Source organism: Actinomadura sp. WAC 06369 (assembly GCF_003947565.1).
GTDB classification, from domain to species: Bacteria; Actinomycetota; Actinomycetes; order Streptosporangiales; family Streptosporangiaceae; genus Spirillospora; species Spirillospora rifamycini.
In genome coordinates, this window is record NZ_QHJN01000096.1 from 14,460 (window position 1) to 32,222 (window position 17,763).

General features: G+C 75.1%; 18 protein-coding genes. 8 read left to right on the forward strand and 10 right to left on the reverse strand.

Annotation, left to right across the window (positions count from 1 at the left end; translation table 11 throughout):
* Window positions 1–238 precede the first annotated feature (238 nt).
* Both DMH08_RS24280 and DMH08_RS24285 read left to right on the forward strand, forming a co-directional pair.
* Entirely contained in the window at window positions 239–1,516 is a 1,278-nt protein-coding gene (locus DMH08_RS24280) for an ArsB/NhaD family transporter (protein ID WP_233617771.1), read from the forward strand.
* 81 nt (window positions 1,517–1,597) lie between these two features.
* The gene (locus DMH08_RS24285; protein WP_026400876.1) at window positions 1,598–2,026 is read left to right on the forward strand and encodes a ChaB family protein; all 429 of its coding nucleotides are present in this window, start codon (window positions 1,598–1,600) and stop codon (window positions 2,024–2,026) included.
* A gap of 257 nt (window positions 2,027–2,283) precedes the next feature.
* Here the strand turns inward: DMH08_RS24285 and DMH08_RS24290 are convergent, their stop codons facing one another.
* Window positions 2,284–3,720 carry an esterase/lipase family protein gene (locus tag DMH08_RS24290; protein ID WP_125617926.1) on the reverse strand — a complete coding sequence of 479 codons (1,437 nt, stop codon included), beginning with the start codon at window positions 3,718–3,720 and terminating at the stop codon, window positions 2,284–2,286.
* A 378-nt stretch (window positions 3,721–4,098) separates the two neighbouring features.
* A complete protein-coding gene (locus DMH08_RS24295; RefSeq protein WP_125617928.1) occupies window positions 4,099–4,278 on the reverse strand; it encodes a hypothetical protein in 180 nt (59 codons plus the stop codon).
* 239 nt (window positions 4,279–4,517) lie between these two features.
* On the opposite strand from DMH08_RS24295, the gene DMH08_RS24300 reads away from it, so the two are divergent.
* From DMH08_RS24300 to DMH08_RS24310, 3 genes are read left to right on the forward strand one after another with little or no spacing between them, the layout of a single operon-like run.
* The gene (locus DMH08_RS24300; protein ID WP_051300167.1) at window positions 4,518–5,369 is read left to right on the forward strand and encodes an enoyl-CoA hydratase; all 852 of its coding nucleotides are present in this window, start codon (window positions 4,518–4,520) and stop codon (window positions 5,367–5,369) included.
* Window positions 5,359–6,489 carry an acyl-CoA dehydrogenase family protein gene (locus DMH08_RS24305; RefSeq protein WP_026400878.1) on the forward strand — a complete coding sequence of 377 codons (1,131 nt, stop codon included), beginning with the start codon at window positions 5,359–5,361 and terminating at the stop codon, window positions 6,487–6,489. Before DMH08_RS24300 ends, DMH08_RS24305 begins: the two co-directional genes overlap by 11 nt.
* Entirely contained in the window at window positions 6,486–7,400 is a 915-nt protein-coding gene (locus DMH08_RS24310) for an acyl-CoA dehydrogenase family protein (RefSeq protein WP_125617930.1), read from the forward strand. Before DMH08_RS24305 ends, DMH08_RS24310 begins: the two co-directional genes overlap by 4 nt.
* On the opposite strand, the gene DMH08_RS24315 is transcribed toward DMH08_RS24310, so the two are convergent.
* The 7 genes from DMH08_RS24315 to DMH08_RS41145 all read right to left on the reverse strand — a co-directional run bounded on the left by DMH08_RS24315 (window position 7,397) and on the right by DMH08_RS41145 (window position 14,615).
* Window positions 7,397–8,959, reverse strand: coding sequence for a FadD3 family acyl-CoA ligase (locus DMH08_RS24315; protein WP_026400880.1), 1,563 nt, complete (start codon window positions 8,957–8,959; stop codon window positions 7,397–7,399). The two genes, DMH08_RS24310 and DMH08_RS24315, sit on opposite strands and share 4 nt — an antisense overlap.
* Window positions 8,960–9,010: 51 nt before the next feature.
* Complete coding sequence (locus tag DMH08_RS24320; protein ID WP_125617932.1) at window positions 9,011–10,402, reverse strand: glycoside hydrolase family 1 protein; 1,392 nt, start codon at window positions 10,400–10,402, stop codon at window positions 9,011–9,013.
* A gap of 83 nt (window positions 10,403–10,485) precedes the next feature.
* Window positions 10,486–10,851 carry a DUF1330 domain-containing protein gene (locus DMH08_RS24325; RefSeq protein ID WP_026400882.1) on the reverse strand — a complete coding sequence of 122 codons (366 nt, stop codon included), beginning with the start codon at window positions 10,849–10,851 and terminating at the stop codon, window positions 10,486–10,488.
* A 130-nt stretch (window positions 10,852–10,981) separates the two neighbouring features.
* Complete coding sequence (locus tag DMH08_RS24330; protein ID WP_125617934.1) at window positions 10,982–11,665, reverse strand: response regulator transcription factor; 684 nt, start codon at window positions 11,663–11,665, stop codon at window positions 10,982–10,984.
* Window positions 11,662–12,846: a sensor histidine kinase gene (locus tag DMH08_RS24335; protein ID WP_125617936.1), complete on the reverse strand. Its 1,185-nt coding sequence runs from the start codon at window positions 12,844–12,846 to the stop codon at window positions 11,662–11,664. The genes DMH08_RS24330 and DMH08_RS24335 overlap by 4 nt, the downstream gene beginning before the upstream one ends.
* A gap of 3 nt (window positions 12,847–12,849) precedes the next feature.
* A complete protein-coding gene (locus tag DMH08_RS24340) occupies window positions 12,850–14,379 on the reverse strand; it encodes a multicopper oxidase family protein (RefSeq protein ID WP_199747978.1) in 1,530 nt (509 codons plus the stop codon).
* Window positions 14,376–14,615, reverse strand: coding sequence for a hypothetical protein (locus DMH08_RS41145; protein WP_199747979.1), 240 nt, complete (start codon window positions 14,613–14,615; stop codon window positions 14,376–14,378). Before DMH08_RS41145 ends, DMH08_RS24340 begins: the two co-directional genes overlap by 4 nt.
* 221 nt (window positions 14,616–14,836) lie before the next feature.
* On the opposite strand from DMH08_RS41145, the gene DMH08_RS24345 reads away from it, so the two are divergent.
* A complete protein-coding gene (locus DMH08_RS24345) occupies window positions 14,837–15,037 on the forward strand; it encodes a hypothetical protein (protein ID WP_125617940.1) in 201 nt (66 codons plus the stop codon).
* Window positions 15,038–15,162: 125 nt separating this feature from the next.
* Entirely contained in the window at window positions 15,163–16,377 is a 1,215-nt protein-coding gene (locus DMH08_RS24350; protein ID WP_026400883.1) for an MFS transporter, read from the forward strand.
* Here DMH08_RS24350 and DMH08_RS24355 read toward each other — a convergent pair.
* A complete protein-coding gene (locus DMH08_RS24355) occupies window positions 16,349–16,942 on the reverse strand; it encodes a TetR/AcrR family transcriptional regulator (protein ID WP_026400884.1) in 594 nt (197 codons plus the stop codon). The genes DMH08_RS24350 and DMH08_RS24355 overlap by 29 nt on opposite strands.
* A gap of 70 nt (window positions 16,943–17,012) precedes the next feature.
* On the opposite strand from DMH08_RS24355, the gene DMH08_RS24360 reads away from it, so the two are divergent.
* On the forward strand, window positions 17,013–17,763 hold a 751-nt coding region (locus tag DMH08_RS24360), incomplete at its 3' end, for a class I SAM-dependent methyltransferase (protein ID WP_233617772.1).

The window sequence follows — 17,763 nt, forward strand, 5'->3', positions numbered from 1 at the left end:
GGAAGTCCGGTCGGCGTGACGTCCGCCGACCCCGAAAGCTCCCGATGACGACGGACCCGCGAGGCTTCGGCCGGGGGCGCGAGCCGCCCGGCCGGTCCCGCCCGACCGCCGCGGGACGGGCCGCGCCGGGGAGTCCCCCGGCGCGCACGGGGAACGTCCCGGACGATCGGCCCGCGGCGCGCCGACGAGCGACCCGCGCACCCGTACCGCCCGCACCACGCACCCGATCGGAGCCCTCTTGGCCGCCGCCGCAATCGCGATCTTCGTCGTCGCGTACGTCCTGATCGCCTCGGAGAAGATCCACCGCACCGCCGTCGCGCTCGGCGGCGCCGGGCTCATGCTCCTCCTGCACGTCGCCGACGCCGAGTCGGCGTTCTTCTCCGAGGAGACCGGCGTCGACTGGAACGTCGTCTTCCTGCTGCTCGGCATGATGGTGATCGTGTCCGTGCTGCGGCAGACCGGCGTGTTCGAGTTCGTCGCGATCTGGGCGGCCAAACGGGCGCGCGGGAAGCCGTACCGGCTGATGGTCATGCTCGTGCTCATCACCGCGTTCGCGTCCGCGCTGCTGGACAACGTGACGACCGTGCTGCTGATCGCGCCGGTGACGTTCCTGGTCTGCGAGCGGCTCGGCCTGAAGGTCGTCCCGTACCTGATCGCCGAGGTGATGGCGTCGAACATCGGCGGCACCGCCACCCTCGTCGGCGACCCGCCGAACATCATCATCGCGAGCCGCGCCGGGCTGTCGTTCAACGACTTCCTCGTCCACCTGGCGCCGCTGGTCATCGTGCTCGTCGCCGTGTTCTGCCTCCTCTGCCGGGTGCTGTTCCGCTCCGCGTTCCGGTACGACCCGGAGCGCGCGAAGGAGGTCATGGCGCTGAACGAGCGCGAGGCGATCACCGACCGGCGGCTGCTGTGGCAGGGCCTCGCCGTCCTCGCGGTCGTGATCGTCGCGTTCGTCCTGCACCCGGTGCTGCACTACGAGCCGTCCGTCGTGGCGCTGCTCGGCGCGGGCCTGCTCGTCGCCGCCACCAAGGTGACCACCGAGGACGCGCTGCGCGAGGTCGAGTGGCCCACGCTGGTGTTCTTCGCGGGCCTGTTCGTGATGGTCGGCGGGCTCGTGGAGACGGGCGTCATCGGCGAGGTGTCGGCCTTCGCCGCCGAGCGGACGGAGGGGCGGCTCGGGCTCGCCGCGATGGTGCTGCTGTGGGGATCGGCGCTGATCTCCGCGATCGTCGACAACATCCCGTACGTCGCCACGATGAGCCCGATCGTCGCCGACCTCGTCCAGGGCTACCCGGGCGACGACGGCCAGGTGCTGTGGTGGGCGCTCGCGCTCGGCGCCGACCTCGGCGGCAACGCCACCGCGATCGGCGCCAGCGCGAACGTCGTCGTGCTCGGGATCGCCGCCCGCAACGGGGCGCCGATCAGTTTCTGGCACTTCACCAAGTACGGCATCGTCGTCACCGTCGCGACGATCGCGCTGGCGACCCCGTACCTGTGGCTCCGCTACCTGTGACGGCCGCGACCCATGTCACGTGATTAACCGGGCTTCTCGGGTATCGCCACCGGCAGAGGCGATCAGAAGGGAGCCAGGACGATGCCGAAGACCACCGGCAAGGGCCAGGCGAAGAAGGAGGAGCTGCCCGACACCATCAAGCGCTCGGACGCCAAGGCGCAGCGCACCTTCGCGAAGGCGCACGACTCGGCCGTCGAGGAGTACGGCGAGGGCCGCCGCGCCCACCAGGTCGCCTACGCGGCCCTGAAGCACACGCACGAGAAGGTCGGCGACCGCTGGGAGCCGAAGTCCGGCGGCAAGGGCCCGTCCGACGCGCAGGCGGAGGGCGGCCGCGACACCTCCCGCAAGACGGCCGGCGGCGTGGACGCGAACGCGTCCAAGACCCACCTCTACGACGTCGCGAAGCGCCTCGACATCTCGGGCCGCTCGAACATGAGCAAGAACGAGCTGGTGAAGGCCATCGAGAAGGCCAACAAGAGCGAGACCCGCAAGGCGCGCGGCAAGTCCTGACCCGGCGACGAGCACCGCCGGGCGCCCCGGTAGGCGGCCCGCCCCGGGACCGGGGCGTCGATGATGCCGGTGATCGGCTTGACCGCGTCCTCGGGGCGCTGCCCCAGCAGCGGCCCCAGAACCGCGGCGGAGATCCGCATGCCCGCCCCCACCTCGCCGGCGAAGCCCGTCCGGACCAGCCGGGCGGGACCCCAGGTGGCGTAGGGCGTCGATGCGGTCGAGGCGCTCCGCCAAGCGGCCGGCGACGCCCCGGCCGGTCATGCCACCTCGATGACGTCGCCGATCGCGGCGGGGCCGTCCGGCGCGTCGGACACCGACAGCGTGTGCACGCCCGGCTCGACGGCGCCGAGGTCGAAGCGGAACGAACCGTCCTCCGCGATCTCGCACGCGACGGGGGCGGGCGCCCCGGACACCCGGGCCCACAGCTTCGTCTCCGGGGCATGGCCGGCGGCGCGGCCCGCGATGCGGACGGCGGTCTCGGCCGGGTACAGGTCGTCGACGTCGAGGCACAGCCGCCGGCCCGCGCGCGGCACGCCGGGGTCGTGGGCGGGCGGGAACGGGGCGCCGCCGGGGGCGAGCGCCGGGTCCTCGTCGTTCAGGTCGTCCAGGACGTCGGTGAGCATCAGCGCGATCCGCTCGGCGCTCACCGCGCCGTCCACGAGCCCGTTGTGGCCGTCGTTGCCGTAGCCGACGACGACGCCGTCGCGGGCGCCCGGCCAGGCCGACACGACCGGGACGGTGCCGTCGCCGTCGCGGGCGGAGTACTCGGCCGGGAGGAGGTCGGCGTCCTTGGAGCACTTGAGCCGCCCGCCGCCGCGCAGCGTCGCCTGCTGGAGCGTCCGCTGCCCGTAGCCGACGAGCGGACGGACGAGCCCCGAGCGCTCGTGCGGCGAGTTCAGGTCCGCGAGGAACGCGCGGGACGCCCGGACGCGCGCGGCGTCGAGGTCGAGGCCGTCCACGATCTCGGCGGGGCGCCGGGCCTCGCCGGCGGCGCCCGCGCGGCGGTCGGCGACCGTCCGGTACATCGGCAGGAGGTCGTACACGCCGGGGACCTCGCGGAACGTCCCGGCGAGGCGGCGCAGCCGGGCGGGGCCGAACTTCGGGCCGTTGACCAGGTAGTCGAGCGCCTTCACCGAGCCGCGGAAGGGCGTGCCGGCGGTGATGACGCGGTGGCAGTCGCCGTCGTGGTCGTGGTGCCGCAGGTAGTGCGTCGCGACGAGCCCGCCCATGCTGTGCGCGACGATGACGACGCGGGGGCCGTCCACGCGTTCGGCGAGCGCAGTTAGCCGGGGGCGGATCGCGGCGGCGAGGCGGGCGGAGTTCACCGCGACCGGGCGCCGCCAGTCGTAGGGGAACTCGAGGTAGTTGAGGTCGTCCAGCTCGAAGCGGGCGCGCAGTTCGCGCCGCAGCGCCCCGTACGGGCCGAGCACCCTGGACAGGTACGGGACGGGCACCGCCATCAGCCCGTCCGGTCGGATGCCGTCGTCGAAGCCGGGGTCGCACAGGGCGTCGTATCCGGCGGCGAGCAGGTCGGGGTCGCGGACGGCGGTGCGCATGTCGGCCGAGAGGCCCCAGGCGACCCTGCCGTCGCGGCGCAGCGAGCTTCCCAGGATGCCCGGGAGGAGGACCAGCAGGTGCCGTACCGGCATCCGCTCGGCCGCGTCATGCGGCCCTTCGGCCAGGTGACCGCCCAACCAACTCTCCCCGTTCTTGAAGAGCCCCCGTGTGGGGCAACGAGAATACCCCGTTAATGAGCGGAATTCCGCACGTAACGGTTACCGCCTTTACTTCATGATCTTTTCGGACTCCGGAGAGAACCGGTGGGCGCCGCCGTCCGCCACGGGCATGGGAACGGGCCGGCGAATGCCGCGCCCGGTCGCATTTCCCGGGTCCGTTGCACGACTGCTGAACTGCGGTGACGCGGCCCGGGCCGGTCGCCGCCGCGACCGTGCGCGGACGGGGCCGCACGTCCGGATCGTCCTCCTCCCGGGGCGTGCCGCGTGCCGGACCCGCGGGCGGCGGCCGGATATGGCCAGCCCGCCGGACGACCGAGGGGACCGGCCTCCGGGGGCTCAGCCCCCGTCGGTCGGCGCGGGTTCCGCGGGCTCCCGCACTCCGTCGACGGGGTCGGCCGCGCGGCTGCGGCGTTCCTGCTCGCGCAGGCGTTCGAGGTAGCGGGAGTCCCAGAGCAGCGCGAGAAGGAGCACCGGAAATACCTGGGCGAGCGTCGTGTAGAACTCTTGATGACCCACCGGGGCAGCGTAATCGGCGAATGCCGGTAAAGGGATATGTTCCCCTATCCCCCGGCGGCTGGGGTCGGTCCGTCACCACGAAGACGCCGTGCGCGCACGCCCGGCGCGATGGTGCGCATCGCGCCGGGCGGATCCCGGCCGCCTTCCGGGCGGAGTCCCGGTCGGCGGGAGGGGGTCGACGGCGGGGGCGTCCGGCCGCGTACTCTACCAAACAGTTGTTAGAAAGAAGGGAGGCGAACATGGTGGTCGAGTACGCGCGGCGGGGGGACGTCGCGGTGGTGACGATGAACCGGCCGGAGTACCGCAACGCGCAGAACTCCGCCATGACCTACGCGCTGGACGAGGCGTTCTACCGGGCGGCCGGGGACGACGACGTCAAGGTGATCGTGCTCGCCGGTGCGGGGCCGCACTTCTCGGCCGGGCACGACATCGGCACCCCGGGACGGGACGCCGACCGCACCTTCCCCCGCAAGGCCGGGATGTGGTGGGACCACGTCGGCAAGGCAGGCGCGGAGAGCCGGTTCGCGCGCGAGTCGGAGGTCTACCTCGGGATGTGCCGCCGGTGGCGGGAGATCCCGAAGCCGATGATCGCGTCGGTGCAGGGCGCGTGCGTGGCGGGCGGGCTGATGCTGGCGTGGGTGTGCGACCTGATCGTCGCGTCGGACGACGCCTTCTTCGCCGACCCCGTGGTCCGGATGGGCATCCCCGGCGTGGAGTACTTCGCGCACCCGTGGGTGATGCCTCCGCGCATCGCGAAGGAGTTCCTCTACACCGGCGAGCGCATGACGGCGGCGCGCGCGCACGAGCTCGGCTGGGTCAACCGCGTGGTCGCGCGGGACGCGCTGGAGGAGGAGACGTTCGCGCTGGCCGACCGGATCGCGGCCATGCCCCGGATGGGGCTCGCGCTGACGAAGAAGGCCGTGAACCAGGCCGAGGACATCCAAGGCATGCAGACCGGGATGGACTCGGTGTTCGGCCTCCACCACCTCGCGCACGCGCACAACGCGGAGACGGGCGCGGACTCCCTGGCGGGGCAGGACGCGAAGAGCATGAAGGCGGCTTCGGAGAAGGCGGCAGCGAATGGATCTTGAGTTCGGGACGGCGGACGAGGAGTTCCGCGCGGAGGTGCGGGCGTGGCTGGCGGAGCACGTGCCCGCCGAGCCGCTGCCGTCGCTGGAGACCGAGGAGGGCTTCGCGGCCCACCGGGAGTGGGAGCGGACGCTCGGCGCCGACCGGCTGTCGGTGGTGTCGTGGCCGGAGGAGTACGGCGGCCGCGGCGTCTCGGTGCTCCAGTGGCTCGTGTTCGAGGAGGAGTACTACGCGGCGGGCGCGCCCGGCCGGGTCAGCCAGAACGGCATCAACCTGCTGGCGCCGACGCTGCTGAAGCACGGGACGCCGGAGCAGCTCGCGCGGGTGCTGCCGCCGATGGCCGCCGGGGAGGTGATCTGGGCGCAGGCGTGGTCGGAGCCGGGCGCGGGCAGCGACCTGGCGGCGCTGCGCGCGACGGCGACCCGGACGGACGGCGGGTGGCTGCTGAACGGGCAGAAGACGTGGAGTTCGCGGGCGGCGTTCGCCGACCGGGGCTTCGGGCTGTTCCGGTCCGACCCCGACAGCGAGCGGCACCGCGGGCTCACGTACCTGATGTTCCCGCTGGACGCCGAGGGCGTGACCGTCCGGCCGATCGGGCGGCTCGACGGCAAGCCCGCGTTCGCGGAGCTGTTCCTCGACGGCGTGTTCGTCCCGGACGGCGACGTCATCGGCGAGCCCGGGAAGGGCTGGAGCGTCGCGATGAGCACGGCGGGCAACGAGCGCGGGCTGACGCTGCGCTCCCCCGGCCGGTTCACCGCCGCGACGGAACGGCTCGTGGAGCTGTGGAAGGAGCGGGCCGACCCGGCGGACACGGCGCTGCGGGACCGGGTCGCGGACGCCTGGATCCGGTCGCGCGCGTACCGGCTGAAGGGCTTCGAGACGATCTCCCGGGACGACGACATCGGCGCCGAGTCGAGCCTGAACAAGGTCTTCTGGTCGGAGCTGGACGTGGCGCTGCACGAGACGGCGCTCGACCTGCTCGGCGCGGACGGCGAGCTGGAGTCGGAGTGGCTGGAGAACTACGTGTTCTCGCTCGCCGGCCCCATCTACGCGGGCACCAACGAGATCCAGCGGAACGTGATCGCCGAGCGGCTGCTCGGCCTGCCGAGGGGGGCACGGTGAAGTTCGTCCTGTCCGAGGAGCAGCGGATGTTCGCCGGGACGCTGCGGCGGCTGCTCGCCGAGGCCGGCACCGCGAAGACCGTCCGGGCGTGGGCGTCCGGGGACCACGCTCCGGGCCGCGCGGTGTGGGCGGCGCTCGCGGAAGCCGGGCTGTTCGCGGTGGCGGTGCCGGAGGAGCACGGCGGCGCGGGCCTGCTGCCGGTGGAGCTGGTCGCGGCGATGGAGGAGGTGGGGCGGGCGGCGGCGCCCGGCCCGTACGTCGAGACGCTCGCGGCGGCGGAGCTGCTGCCCCGGACGGGCGGCGGCGCGCTGCTGGAGGGCATCGCCGAGGGCGCCGCGATGGTGACGCTCGGCGTGCCGCACGCGCTGGACGCCGACGCCGCCGACGCCGTCCTCGGGACCGACGGGAAGCCGCGCACGGCCTCCGGCGGCCCGCTGGCCTCCCTCGACCCGGCCCGGCGCCTGTTCCGCGTGGACGGCTCCCCGGGCGGGCGGCCCGACTTCGGGGTGCTGATGTGCGCGGCGCAGCAGATCGGGCTCGGCCGGGCGCTGCTGGACGTGACGGTCGAGTACGCGAAGACGCGGCGGCAGTTCGGGCGCCCGATCGGCGAGTACCAGGCGGTCAAGCACCACCTGGCGGGCGCGATGGTCGAGCTGGAGTTCGCGCGGCCGCTGCTGTACGGCGCGGCGCTCGCGCACGGGACGCCGGAGTTCGGCCGGGACGCGGCGGCGGCGAAGGTCGCCGCGTCCGACGCGTGCTACGGCGCCGCGAAGGCCGCCCTCCAGGTGCACGGCGCGATCGGCTACACCGACGAGTACGACCCGTCGCTGTGGATCCGCAAGGCGCGGGCGCTGCACTCGGCGTGGGGCACCCCCGCCGAGCACCGCGCCCGCGTCGCCGCCTCGCTCTAGCGGGGCAGGTCCACGCGGCGGACCTTGCCGGACGCGGTCTTCGGGAGGTCGTCCACGAAGACGACCTCCCGGGGGACCTTGAAGTTCGCGAGCCGCTCCTTGCAGTGCGCGATCAGCTCGTCGGCGGCGACGGACGCGCCGGGGCGGGTGCGCACGTAGGCGCGGGCGACCTCGCCGAGCCGCTCGTCCGGGACGCCGATGACGCCGGACTCGGCGACGGCGCCGTGCCGGGCGAGGACGTCCTCGATCTCCGCCGGGTACACGTTGAACCCGCCGACGGTGAACATCTCCTTCGTCCGCCCGGTGATCCGCAGGTTGCCGCGCTCGTCGAGGCGGCCCCGGTCGCCGGTGTCGAGCCACCCGCCGCGGAGCGTCGCGGCGGTCGCCTCCGGGTCGTCGAGGTAGCCGCTCATCACGTTGTAACCGCGCACGAGGACGGCGCCGTCCTCGCCGGGCGGCAGCGGGTCGCCCTTGTCGTCGGCGACGACGACCTCGACGTCGTCGATGGCGCGGCCGCACGTGGTCGCGATCGTCTCGTCGTCGTCGTCCACCGAGCAGGCGGTAACGGTGCCGGACGACTCGGTGAGCCCGTAGGCGGTCACGACCTGCGGGAACAGTTCGGCGCGGATGCGGCGGACGAGCGCGACGGGGACGTCGGCGGCGCCCGTGACGGCCAGCCGCAGCGACGACAGGTCGCGGTCGGCGCGGCCGGGGGCGTCCAGCAGCGTCGTGTAGATCGTGGGCGGGCCGGGCAGGACGGTGATCCGCTCGCGCTCGATCAGCGCGAGGGTCTCGCCCGCCTCGAAGACGCGCTGCAGCACCATCGTGGCGCCCTGGAGCACGCACGCCAGGACGCCCGCCTTGTAGCCGAACGTGTGGAACATCGGGTTGACGATGAGGTACCGGTCGCCCGCGCCGACGCCCGTCCGCCCGCACCACGCCCGGTACGTCCGGATGTTCTGCTCGTGCGTGCACAGGACGCCCTTCGGCCGTCCGGTGGTGCCCGAGGTGAACAGGATGTCGGCGACGTCGCCGGGCGCGACGGCGGCGGCCCGCGCGTCCGCCTCCGCCGGCGGGACGGCCGCGCCCGCGCCGAGGAACGCGTCCCACGTCGTCACGCCGGGCCGCTCGGGCCCGTTGAACGTGACGATGCCGCGCAGGCCGGGCAGCCCGGGGACGGCGCCGGACGCGTCCTGCCCGAGCATCCCCGGGTAGTCGATGCCGAGGAAGCCGTCCTCGACGAACAGCAGCTTCACCCGGGCCTTCTCCAGCGGCCAGCGCGCCTCGTCGCCCTTGTAGCGGGTGTTGAGCGGGACGAGCGCCGCGCCGGCCGACACGGCGCCGAGCACGGTCACGATCCACTGCAGCCCGTTCGGCGCCCAGATCGAGACGCGGTCGCCCGGTTCGACGCCCGCCGCGGCGAACGCGCGCGCGGCGGCCCGCACCCGGTCGCGCAGCTCGGCGTAGGTGACGCGGACGGGCCCGTCGACGACGGCCTCCGTGTCCGGGGACGTGGCCGCGGCCCGGGCCAGCACCCCGGGAATCGTCAACTCGCTCATGACCGCCCATCGTCGCCCGCGCGGGCGGGCGGCGGTACCCGGCGGTCCCGCTCACCGGTACCGGGCGATGCGCTCCCGGAACCAGTGGTAGGACGCCTTGGGCGTGCGGGCGCCCGTGGCGAAGTCGACGTGCACGAGACCGAACCGCTGCGCGTAGCCCTCGGCCCACTCGAAGTTGTCGAGCAGCGACCAGACGAAGTAGCCGCGGACGTCCACGCCGTCGTCGATCGCGCGCTGCAGGGCGCGCAGGTGGCCGTCCAGGTAGTCGATGCGGTCCTGGTCGCGGCGGGCGGGGTCGCCGTCGGGGGCGGAGCAGCCGTTCTCGGTGACGAGGATCGGCGGCAGCCGGTCCCCGTAGGCGTCGCGGAGGCCGGTGAGCAGCTCGTGCAGGCCGTCCGGGACGACCGGCCAGCCGAACGCGGTGAGCGGGTGGCCCTCGATCGGGACGTCCTCGAACGGGAGCCCGGCGCCCTCGATGCGGCCGGCGGCCTCGGCGAGCACCGACCCGCCCGCCGCCGGGGCGGCCGGGGCCGCGGCGCCGCGCGGGGCGGCGATGCGGGTGGGGCTGTAGTAGTTGACGCCGAGCCGGTCGATGGGCGCGGCGATGGCGGCGAGGTCGCCGTCGCGGACGAACGGCAGCGCGTCCGCCGCGATGCCGTAGGCGCCCATGTCGGGCAGGCGGCCGAGCAGGACCGGGTCGGTGAACAGGCGGTTCTGCAGGACGTCGAACGCGTCCGCGGCGGCCCGGTCGGCGGGGTCGCCGCTCGCGGGCCGCACCGGGCTGTAGTTGTTGGTGATGCCGATCGGGGCGGCCGAGCGCTCGCGCAGCACCGGGACGGCGAGGCCGTGGGCCAGCAGCATGTGGTGGGCCGCGGGCAGGGCGTCCAGGAGGAGGGCCTCGCCGGGCGCGTGCGTCCCGATGCCGTACCCCTCGGTCATGTGGACGAACGGCTCGTTCAGGGTGAGCCAGGCGCCGACGCGGTCGCCGAGGCGGTCGGCGACGATGGCCGCGTACTCGGCGAGCCGGTGCGCGGTGTCGCGGTCCATCCAGCCGCCGCGGTCCTGGAGGGCCTGCGGCAGGTCCCAGTGGTAGAGGGTGACGACGGGCGCGATGCCCCGCTCGGCGAGGGCGTCGACGAGCCGGTCGTAGAAGTCGAGCCCCTTCGGGTTGGCGGGGCCGCGGCCGTCCGGCTGGATCCGCGGCCACGCGACGGAGAAGCGGTAGGCGTCGACGCCGAGGCCCGCCATGAGCGCGACGTCCTCCGGCCACCGGTGGTAGTGGTCGCACGCGACGTCGCCGGTGTCGCCGTTCCTCACCCGTCCGGGCTCGGCGGCGAACGTATCCCAGATGCTCGGGCCGCGGCCGTCCTCGGCGACCGCGCCCTCGATCTGGTAGGCGGCCGTCGCCGTCCCCCAGAGCCAGCCGTCGGGCAGTGCGCCCATGGACCCTCCCCGCCTGATCCGACCGAGCGTCACATTAAACATGAACAAATGTCATGTTCGCTAGGCCGGTCGTCCCGGCGGGCTCAGGCCAGGGGGACGGTCGCCTGGAGCACGGCCTCGGTGAGCGCCTCGGAGCGGAAGTGCGCGACGGCCTGGAAGTCGGGGTCGGCGACCATCCGCGCGAACACCTCCCGCGACGGGTACCGCACGAGCAGGACGGCGTCCCACGCCTGCCCGTCCTCGGCGACCAGCGCCGTCGACCCCTTGCCGTAGTAGAGGACCTCGGAGTCGTACCGGCCGAGGATCAGCTCACCGACCGTCTTGGAGTAGCGCGCGTAGCTCTTCTCGCCGCCCTCCCGGAAGCGCAGCAGGTTGAGCATCACCACCGGCCCGCCCGGGTCCTCCGCGAGGAACCGCTTCAGCCCTTCGCCGGTCGGATCGACCGCCATGTCGCCTCCCTCTCCCGAATCGGATTCTGACCCTAGCCGCCCGCCCCCCGCCCGCACACGGCCCGGGACCGCTCCTTGGACGGCGGCACCGGCGCCGCCCGACCGGGTTGGGACCGCCGCACAACCGGGGTCATCCGGGCGGGCCGCCGGAGCCGCCGGGGCGGACGAGGCCCGCCTCGTACGCGAGGACGACGACCTGCGCGCGGTCGCGGACGCCGAGCTTGCCGATGATCCGCGTCACGTGCGTCTTCGCGGTGAGCGGGCTCATGTGCAGGCGCTCGGCGATCTCCTGGTTGCTCGCCCCGGCCGCCACCGCCGCCATGACCTCGCGCTCCCGCCCGGTCAGCGCGGCGAGCCGGCCGTCCGGGCGCGGCGGCCCGGGCCCCCGCGAGAAGTGCTCGATCACGCGGCGGGTGACCTCGGGGGCCAGCAGCGCCTCGCCCGCCGCCGCGACCCGGACGGCGGCGCGCAGCTCGTCCGGCCGGACGTCCTTGGCGAGGAACCCGGCGGCCCCGGCGCGCAGGGCGGCGAAGATGTACTCGTCCATCACGAACGTGGTGAGGATGACGACGCGGACGGCGGACAGGCCGGGGTCGCCGATGATCCGGCGGGCCGCCTCCAGCCCGTCGATGCCGGGCATCCGGATGTCCATCAGGACGACGTCGGGGCGGAGCCGCCGGGTCAGCGCCACCGCCTCCAGGCCGTCCGCGGCCTCGGCGACCACCGCGATGTCGTCCGCCTTCTCCAGCAGGCTGCGCAGGCCCGCCCGGACCAGGTGCTGGTCGTCGGCGAGCAGCACCCGCGGCCCGGTCACGGCCCCTCCCCGAGCGGCAGCCGCGCGTCCACGACCCACCCGCCGGACGGGCCGGGGCCCGCCGTCAGCGTCCCGCCGACGCCCGCCGCGCGCTCCGCCAGCCCCGCGAGCCCGTGCCCGCCTCCGTCCCCGCGCCCCGCCCCGGGCCCCGCCCCGGCGCCGCGCCCGTCGTCGCTGACCCGGACCCGCACCGCGCCGGGCGCGTACTCGACGGCCACCTCGGCGTGCGCGGCGCCCGCGTGCCGGGCCACGTTGGCGAGGGCCTCCTGGACGATCCGGTAGGCGGTCAGCCCGACGGCGGCCGGGACGTCCGCGGGCGCGCCCGCCTCCCGCAGGACGGCCGTCAGCCCGGCGCCCCGGTACCCGTCGACCAGGCCGGGCAGGTCGGCGAGCCGCGGCGCGGGCATCGGCGGCTCGCCATCGGGGTCCTCGCCGGGGGCGCGCAGCACCCGGACGGCGCCGTGCAGCTCGGCCATCGCCTCCCGGCTCACCTCGCGCGCCGTCTCCAGGGCGCGGGACGCCTCGGCGGGCTCGTCCGGGAGCGCGTCCGCGGCCACGTTGATCTGCACGGCGACGACGGCGAGGGTGTGCGCGGTCACGTCGTGGATCTCCCGGGCGATGCGCAGCCGGTGCTCGACGACCGCCCGCCGCACCTCGCGCTCCCGCTCCCGCGCGGCCCGCCGCAGCTGCTCGCGCGTCTCCGCCGCGAGCCGCCGCCGGCTGCGCACCGCGTCGCCGAGCGCGACCGCGAGGCCCGACGCCACGACGCCCGGCAGCGCCATCCCGAGGACCGGCAGCAGCGGCAGCCGGTCGGCCAGCAGCAGCCAGCCGGTGTCGAGGGCGGCGAGCGCGGCGCCCACCGCGACCGCGACCGCGAGGCGCCCGGCGGCGGCGGCCGTGTAGAGCCCGGCGAGCATCGGCCAGGTGAAGCCGATCCCGGAGAAACCCGCCGCGTTGTAGCCGACCGTCAGGACCGCGAGCCCGGCCAGGACGCCCACCGGGAAGCGGCGCCGGACGAGCAGCAGTCCCACCGTCGCCAGCGCGAGCAGCCACCCGGCGAGCTCCGGGGACCGGCCGCCCGGCTCGTCCGCCCGGACCGCCGCCAGCGCCACGGCGGTCCCGACGCCGGCCGCCACGGCGGCGTCGACGAGGAGCGCCCTCTTCCGCGATGCCGAGGCCATGGGTCAATGATGTCCGATCGGCCGTCCGCGCACCTTGTGCCGGTCCTCGGGCGACACCACCAGGAACTGCCCCATCATCCCCGCGTCCTCGTGCGCGAGCAGATGGCAGTGGTACATGTACGGGTGCACCGGGTCCGAGTGGGGGCCGAACCGCATCGCCAGCCGGACCGTGGTGCGCGGCGGGACGAACACGGTGTCCTTGCGTCCGCGCAGGTGCGGCGGAGGCCGCTCCCCGTTGACGTCCAGCACGCGGTACCCCACCTCGTGGACGTGGAAGCTGTGCGGGAGCCCGTTGCCGGGGAAGCCGCCCGCGTTCGTCACCTCCCAGATCTCCACGGCCCCGGCCTCCACGACCTCGTCGATCCGGTGGTGGTCCATCGTCCTGCCGTTCAGCGTGAAGTCGGCCATGACGAACGACCGGGTGCGGGTGCCGGGACCGGCCGGGACCGGCGGGACGTCCGCGAGCCGCGCGGGCACCGGCGGCGACTCCGCCAGGCGCGGCGCCGCCCGGATCTGCAGCAGGTCGAACGTGTCGTCGCCGCCCGCCAGCCGCTCGTACACCCGGTTCGCGCCCAGCCGCGGCGGGCGGCTGCGCAGGACGGCGCGCTCCCCCGCCGCGAACGGCACGACGATCTCGGCGCGCTCGCCCGGCGACAGCATGATCCGCCGCAGCGGGACGGGCGCCGCGAGCAGGCCCGCGTCGGTGCCGACGAGCGCGAACGTCCGGCCGTCGGTGAACCCGGCGTCGTAGACGCGGGCGTTCGACGCGTTCAGGATCCGCAGCCGCACCCGCGTGCGCGTCACCTCCAGGAACGGGTCGCGGGTGCCGTTGACGAGGATCTCGTCCCCGAGCAGCCCCGTCACCGACAGCCCCGCGAAGCGGATCCCGGACGAGTCGAGCGAGCCGTCCTCGTGGAAGTTCTTGTCCTGCAGGACGATCGGGACGTCGTCCACCCCGTACTCCGACGGGAGCCCCGGGTCCTCGCCGTCGTCCACGACGAAGAGCCCCGCCAGCCCCCGGTACACGTGCTCCGCCGTCCGCCCGTGCAGGTGCGGGTGGTACCAGAGCGTCGCCGCGGGCTGGTCGATCGTCCACACCGGCCGCCAGGCCGCCCGCGGGCGGATCGGCTGGTGCGGCCCGCCGTCCATCACCGCGGGCAGCCGCATCCCGTGCCAGTGCGTCGTGGTCGTCTCCCCCAGCCCGTTGAAGACCTCGACCGTGACCCGGTCGCCCCGGCGCGCGCGCAGAGTGGGCCCGAGGTACGCCCCGTTGTATCCCCACGTCGCGGTGCTCTTGCCTTGGAAGAACTCGCTGTCGCCTGCCCCGACCCGCAGGCGGAACACCTTCCCTTCGGGCGTCCGTTCGGGCGGGAGCAGGGGCGGTATGCGCAGCCGGTTCCGGAACGACAGCGAGCCCACGTTCGTCCGTCCGGCCTCCGCGTACAGCCATCCGCCGTACCCGAGGACGGGGGCGGCCGTCACCAGCCCGGCCGCCGCGCCCCAGCGCAGGACGTCCCGGCGCGACGGCCTCACGCGTCCTCCCCGCCGCGCCGCCGCGCCCCGGAGAGGACGAGGAGCGCCCCCGCGCCCGCCAGCCACAGGCCCACCGGCCCCTCCGGGAACCCTTGCAGGCGCGGATTCTCGATCAGTTCCGGGATCAGGACGTGGGGCGGGACGAACGCGAACCCCAGCGCCACCGCCAGGCCCACGACGACGAGCCCCGCACCCGTCCACATCCGCACCGGGCGGCGCCCCCTCGCACGGTCCACGACGACCTCCGTCCTCCGTCTCCAGCCGACACCGAGAACGGTAAGAGGGCAGGTCAGGGCATGCGTACACCCGGCGGTGCCGGTTCACGTACACCCTGGGGTGTACGGAGACCGGCCCGCACACAGCCACCGTCGAGCACATGGTGTGATCGATCGCATACACTGGGCGACAAGCGCGGATCCCGCGCGTTCCCCCGACCATCTGAAAGGTGCACCCCCGCATGCGCACGATCACCCTGCTGCTGACCTGCGGCGCCCTGGTCGCCGCCGCCCCGGCGGCCGCCGCCGCGCCCGCGCCCGAGCCCGCCCCGTCGATCGAGTACGGCGCGCCGGACGGCACGGGCAACGGCGGCCTCATCGACTTCGACGACGAGGTCGTCGACGCGTCCGACCTCGGGAAGATCACACTCGTCGTGCGGTGAGCGGCCCCTGACACGCCCGTACAACCCGGGGTTGTCGCCCGCCCGCGCGGCGGTTGTTGGCGCGGCGGCGCGCGTCCCTGCTTGGATCTCGCGGTCGGCGGCGGGCGAGCGGAGGACTGCGGGGCATGGGCGGGGAACGCCGGTTCGGCCCTTTCTGGACGGCCTACGCGGCGAGCACCTTCGGGACGATGCTCGCGTTCGACGCGTTCGCCCTGATCGCGATCCTGGTGCTGGACGCGGGACCGGCCGCGGTGTCGTTCCTCGCGGCGGCCGGGACGGCGGCGGGCGCGGCGCTCGCGGTGCCGCTCGGCCCGTGGGCCGAGCACCGCCGCAAGCGCCCGGTGATGATCGCGATGGACCTGCTGCGGGCCGCGGCGCTGCTCAGCGTGCCCGCCGCGCACGCCCTCGGCCGGTTGACGTTCGTCCAGCTCGTGGCCGTGGCGGTCGTCATGGCGGCGGCCGACATCGCGTTCCGGGCGGCGAGCGGCGCCTACCTGAAGCAGCTCGTGCCGCCGGACCGGCTGCTCGCCGCGAACGGGCGGCTGGAGGCGACGACCTGGACCGCGACGGCGCTCGGGCCGCCGCTCGGCACCGCCGCGATCGGGCTGTTCGGCCCGGTCGCGACGGTGCTCGCGAACGCGGCGGGCCTGCTGGTGTCGGCCGCGTCGCTCCGCGCGGTCCGCGGGCGCGAACCGCGGCCCGTCCGGACGGGCGCGCGGGGCGAGGGCGCCCTGCTGGAGGGCTGGCGGCACATCCTGGCCGACCCGGCGCTGCGGGCGCTGTTCCTCAACACGGTCCTGGTCAACGGGCTGATCATGGCGGCGGGGCCGCTGCTGGCCGTCCTCATGCTCGACGGGCTCGGGTTCGCGCCGTGGCAGTACGGCCTCGTCTTCGCGCTGCCCTGCGCGGGCGGGCTGGTCGGGTCGCGGCTGGCCCGCCGGCTCGTCCCCCGGTTCGGGCCGCACCGGGTGCTGCTGGTCGCCGGGACGCTCCGCGCCTGCTGGCTGCCGGGGCTCGCGTTCGTCCGTCCGGGGGCGGCGGGGCTGCTGCTCGTGATGGCCGTCGAGCTCGGGATGATCACCTGCATCGGGGTGTTCAACCCCGTGTTCGCCACCCGCAGGCTCGAGCTGACGGCGCCGGACCGGCTCGTCCGGACGCTGGCGGCGTGGACGGTCACGAGCCGCCTGGCGACCGCCGCCCTGACCGCGCTCTGGGGACTGCTGGCGGCCGCGACCGGGCCCCGCGCCGCGATCGCCGCCGCGGGCGCCGCCGCCCTCGCGACGCCGCTCCTGCTCCCGCGCCGCGCGCGGGTCACGGTCGCCGCAGCGCCCCCGCGATGACCGTGGTGACGACCGCCCGGACGGCGTCCGCGTCCGGCGGCGCGGCCGTCCGGTCGGCGAACAGCAGGTGCCCGGCGCCGATCAGCGCGGGGGCGAGCGCGTCGAGGTCGGCGTCCGCCGCGACGCGGCCGCGGTCGCGCTCGGCGGCGAGGTAGGACGCGACCATCGCCGCGGCCTCCGTCAGGAGCGGCACCCCCGCCGGACGGTCGCGGCGCAGGCGCGCGCGCAGTTCGTCGCGGGAGGTGACGAGGCCGACGATCGCGACGGCGACCGTCCCGAACAGCTCGGTGAGCGCGGCGGTGAGGTTGCCGGCGACGGTCCCGGTCCCGGCGGCGGCGCGCAGCGCGGCGCCCTGCGCGTCGAGCCCGGCGACGCGGTCGCGGACGAGCTCGGCGAGGAAGGCGTCGAAGTCGGCGAAGTGCCGGTGCAGGACGCCCTTGGCGCAGCCGGCCTCCGTGGTGACCGCGCGGCTGGTCAGCCCGCTCGGCCCGTCCCGCAGCAGGACCCGCTCGGCGGCCCCGAACAACTGCCGCCGCACGTCCCGGATGGCCACCCCTGTCGGCACCGTCCACGCCCCTTTCCCCGCCCGGCCTCCCATTCTGGACGAGTGGGCAAGCGCCCACTAGAGTGGGCATATGCCCACTCCTGAGCCCCACCGCGTCCGCGCCATGGCCGAGTCGTTCGGCGAGGACGCCGAACGCTACGACCGGACGCGCCCCCGCTACCCCGACTCCCTGATCGCCGCGATCACCGCCGCCTCCCCGGGCCCGGACGTCCTCGACGTCGGCTGCGGCACCGGCATCGAGGCCCGCCAGTTCGCCGCGTCCGGCTGCCGGCTCCTCGGCGTCGAGCCGGACGCGCGCATGGCCGCGTTCGCCCGCGCACGGGGCCTCGACGTCGAGGTCGCGACGTTCGAGGACTGGGACCCCGCCGGCCGCACGTTCGACGCCGTCGTCGCCGGGACGGCCTGGCACTGGGTGGACCCCCGCGCCGGCGCGGCCAAAGCGGCGCGGGTGCTGCGCCCCGGCGGCCGCCTCGCGGCGTTCTGGAACGTGTTCGCGCTGCCGCCCGAGGTCGCCGCGGCGACCGCCGACGCCTGCCTCCGCGTCATGCCCGACTCACCGATCGACTTCCGCGCCGTCGCGAGGGGCGGCGTCGACGGGTACCGGCCGATCCTGGAGAAGACCGCCGACGGCATCCGCGCGACGACCGGCTTCGGCGCCGTCGAGCAGTGGGTCCACGACTGGGAGCGCCCGTACACCCGCGACGAGTGGCTCGACCAGATGCCCACCCAGGGCGCGTTCACCCGCCTCCCCCCGGACGCCCTCGCCCAGGTGCTCGACGGCGTCGGCGCGGCCATCGACGCACTCGGCGGCGCCTTCACCA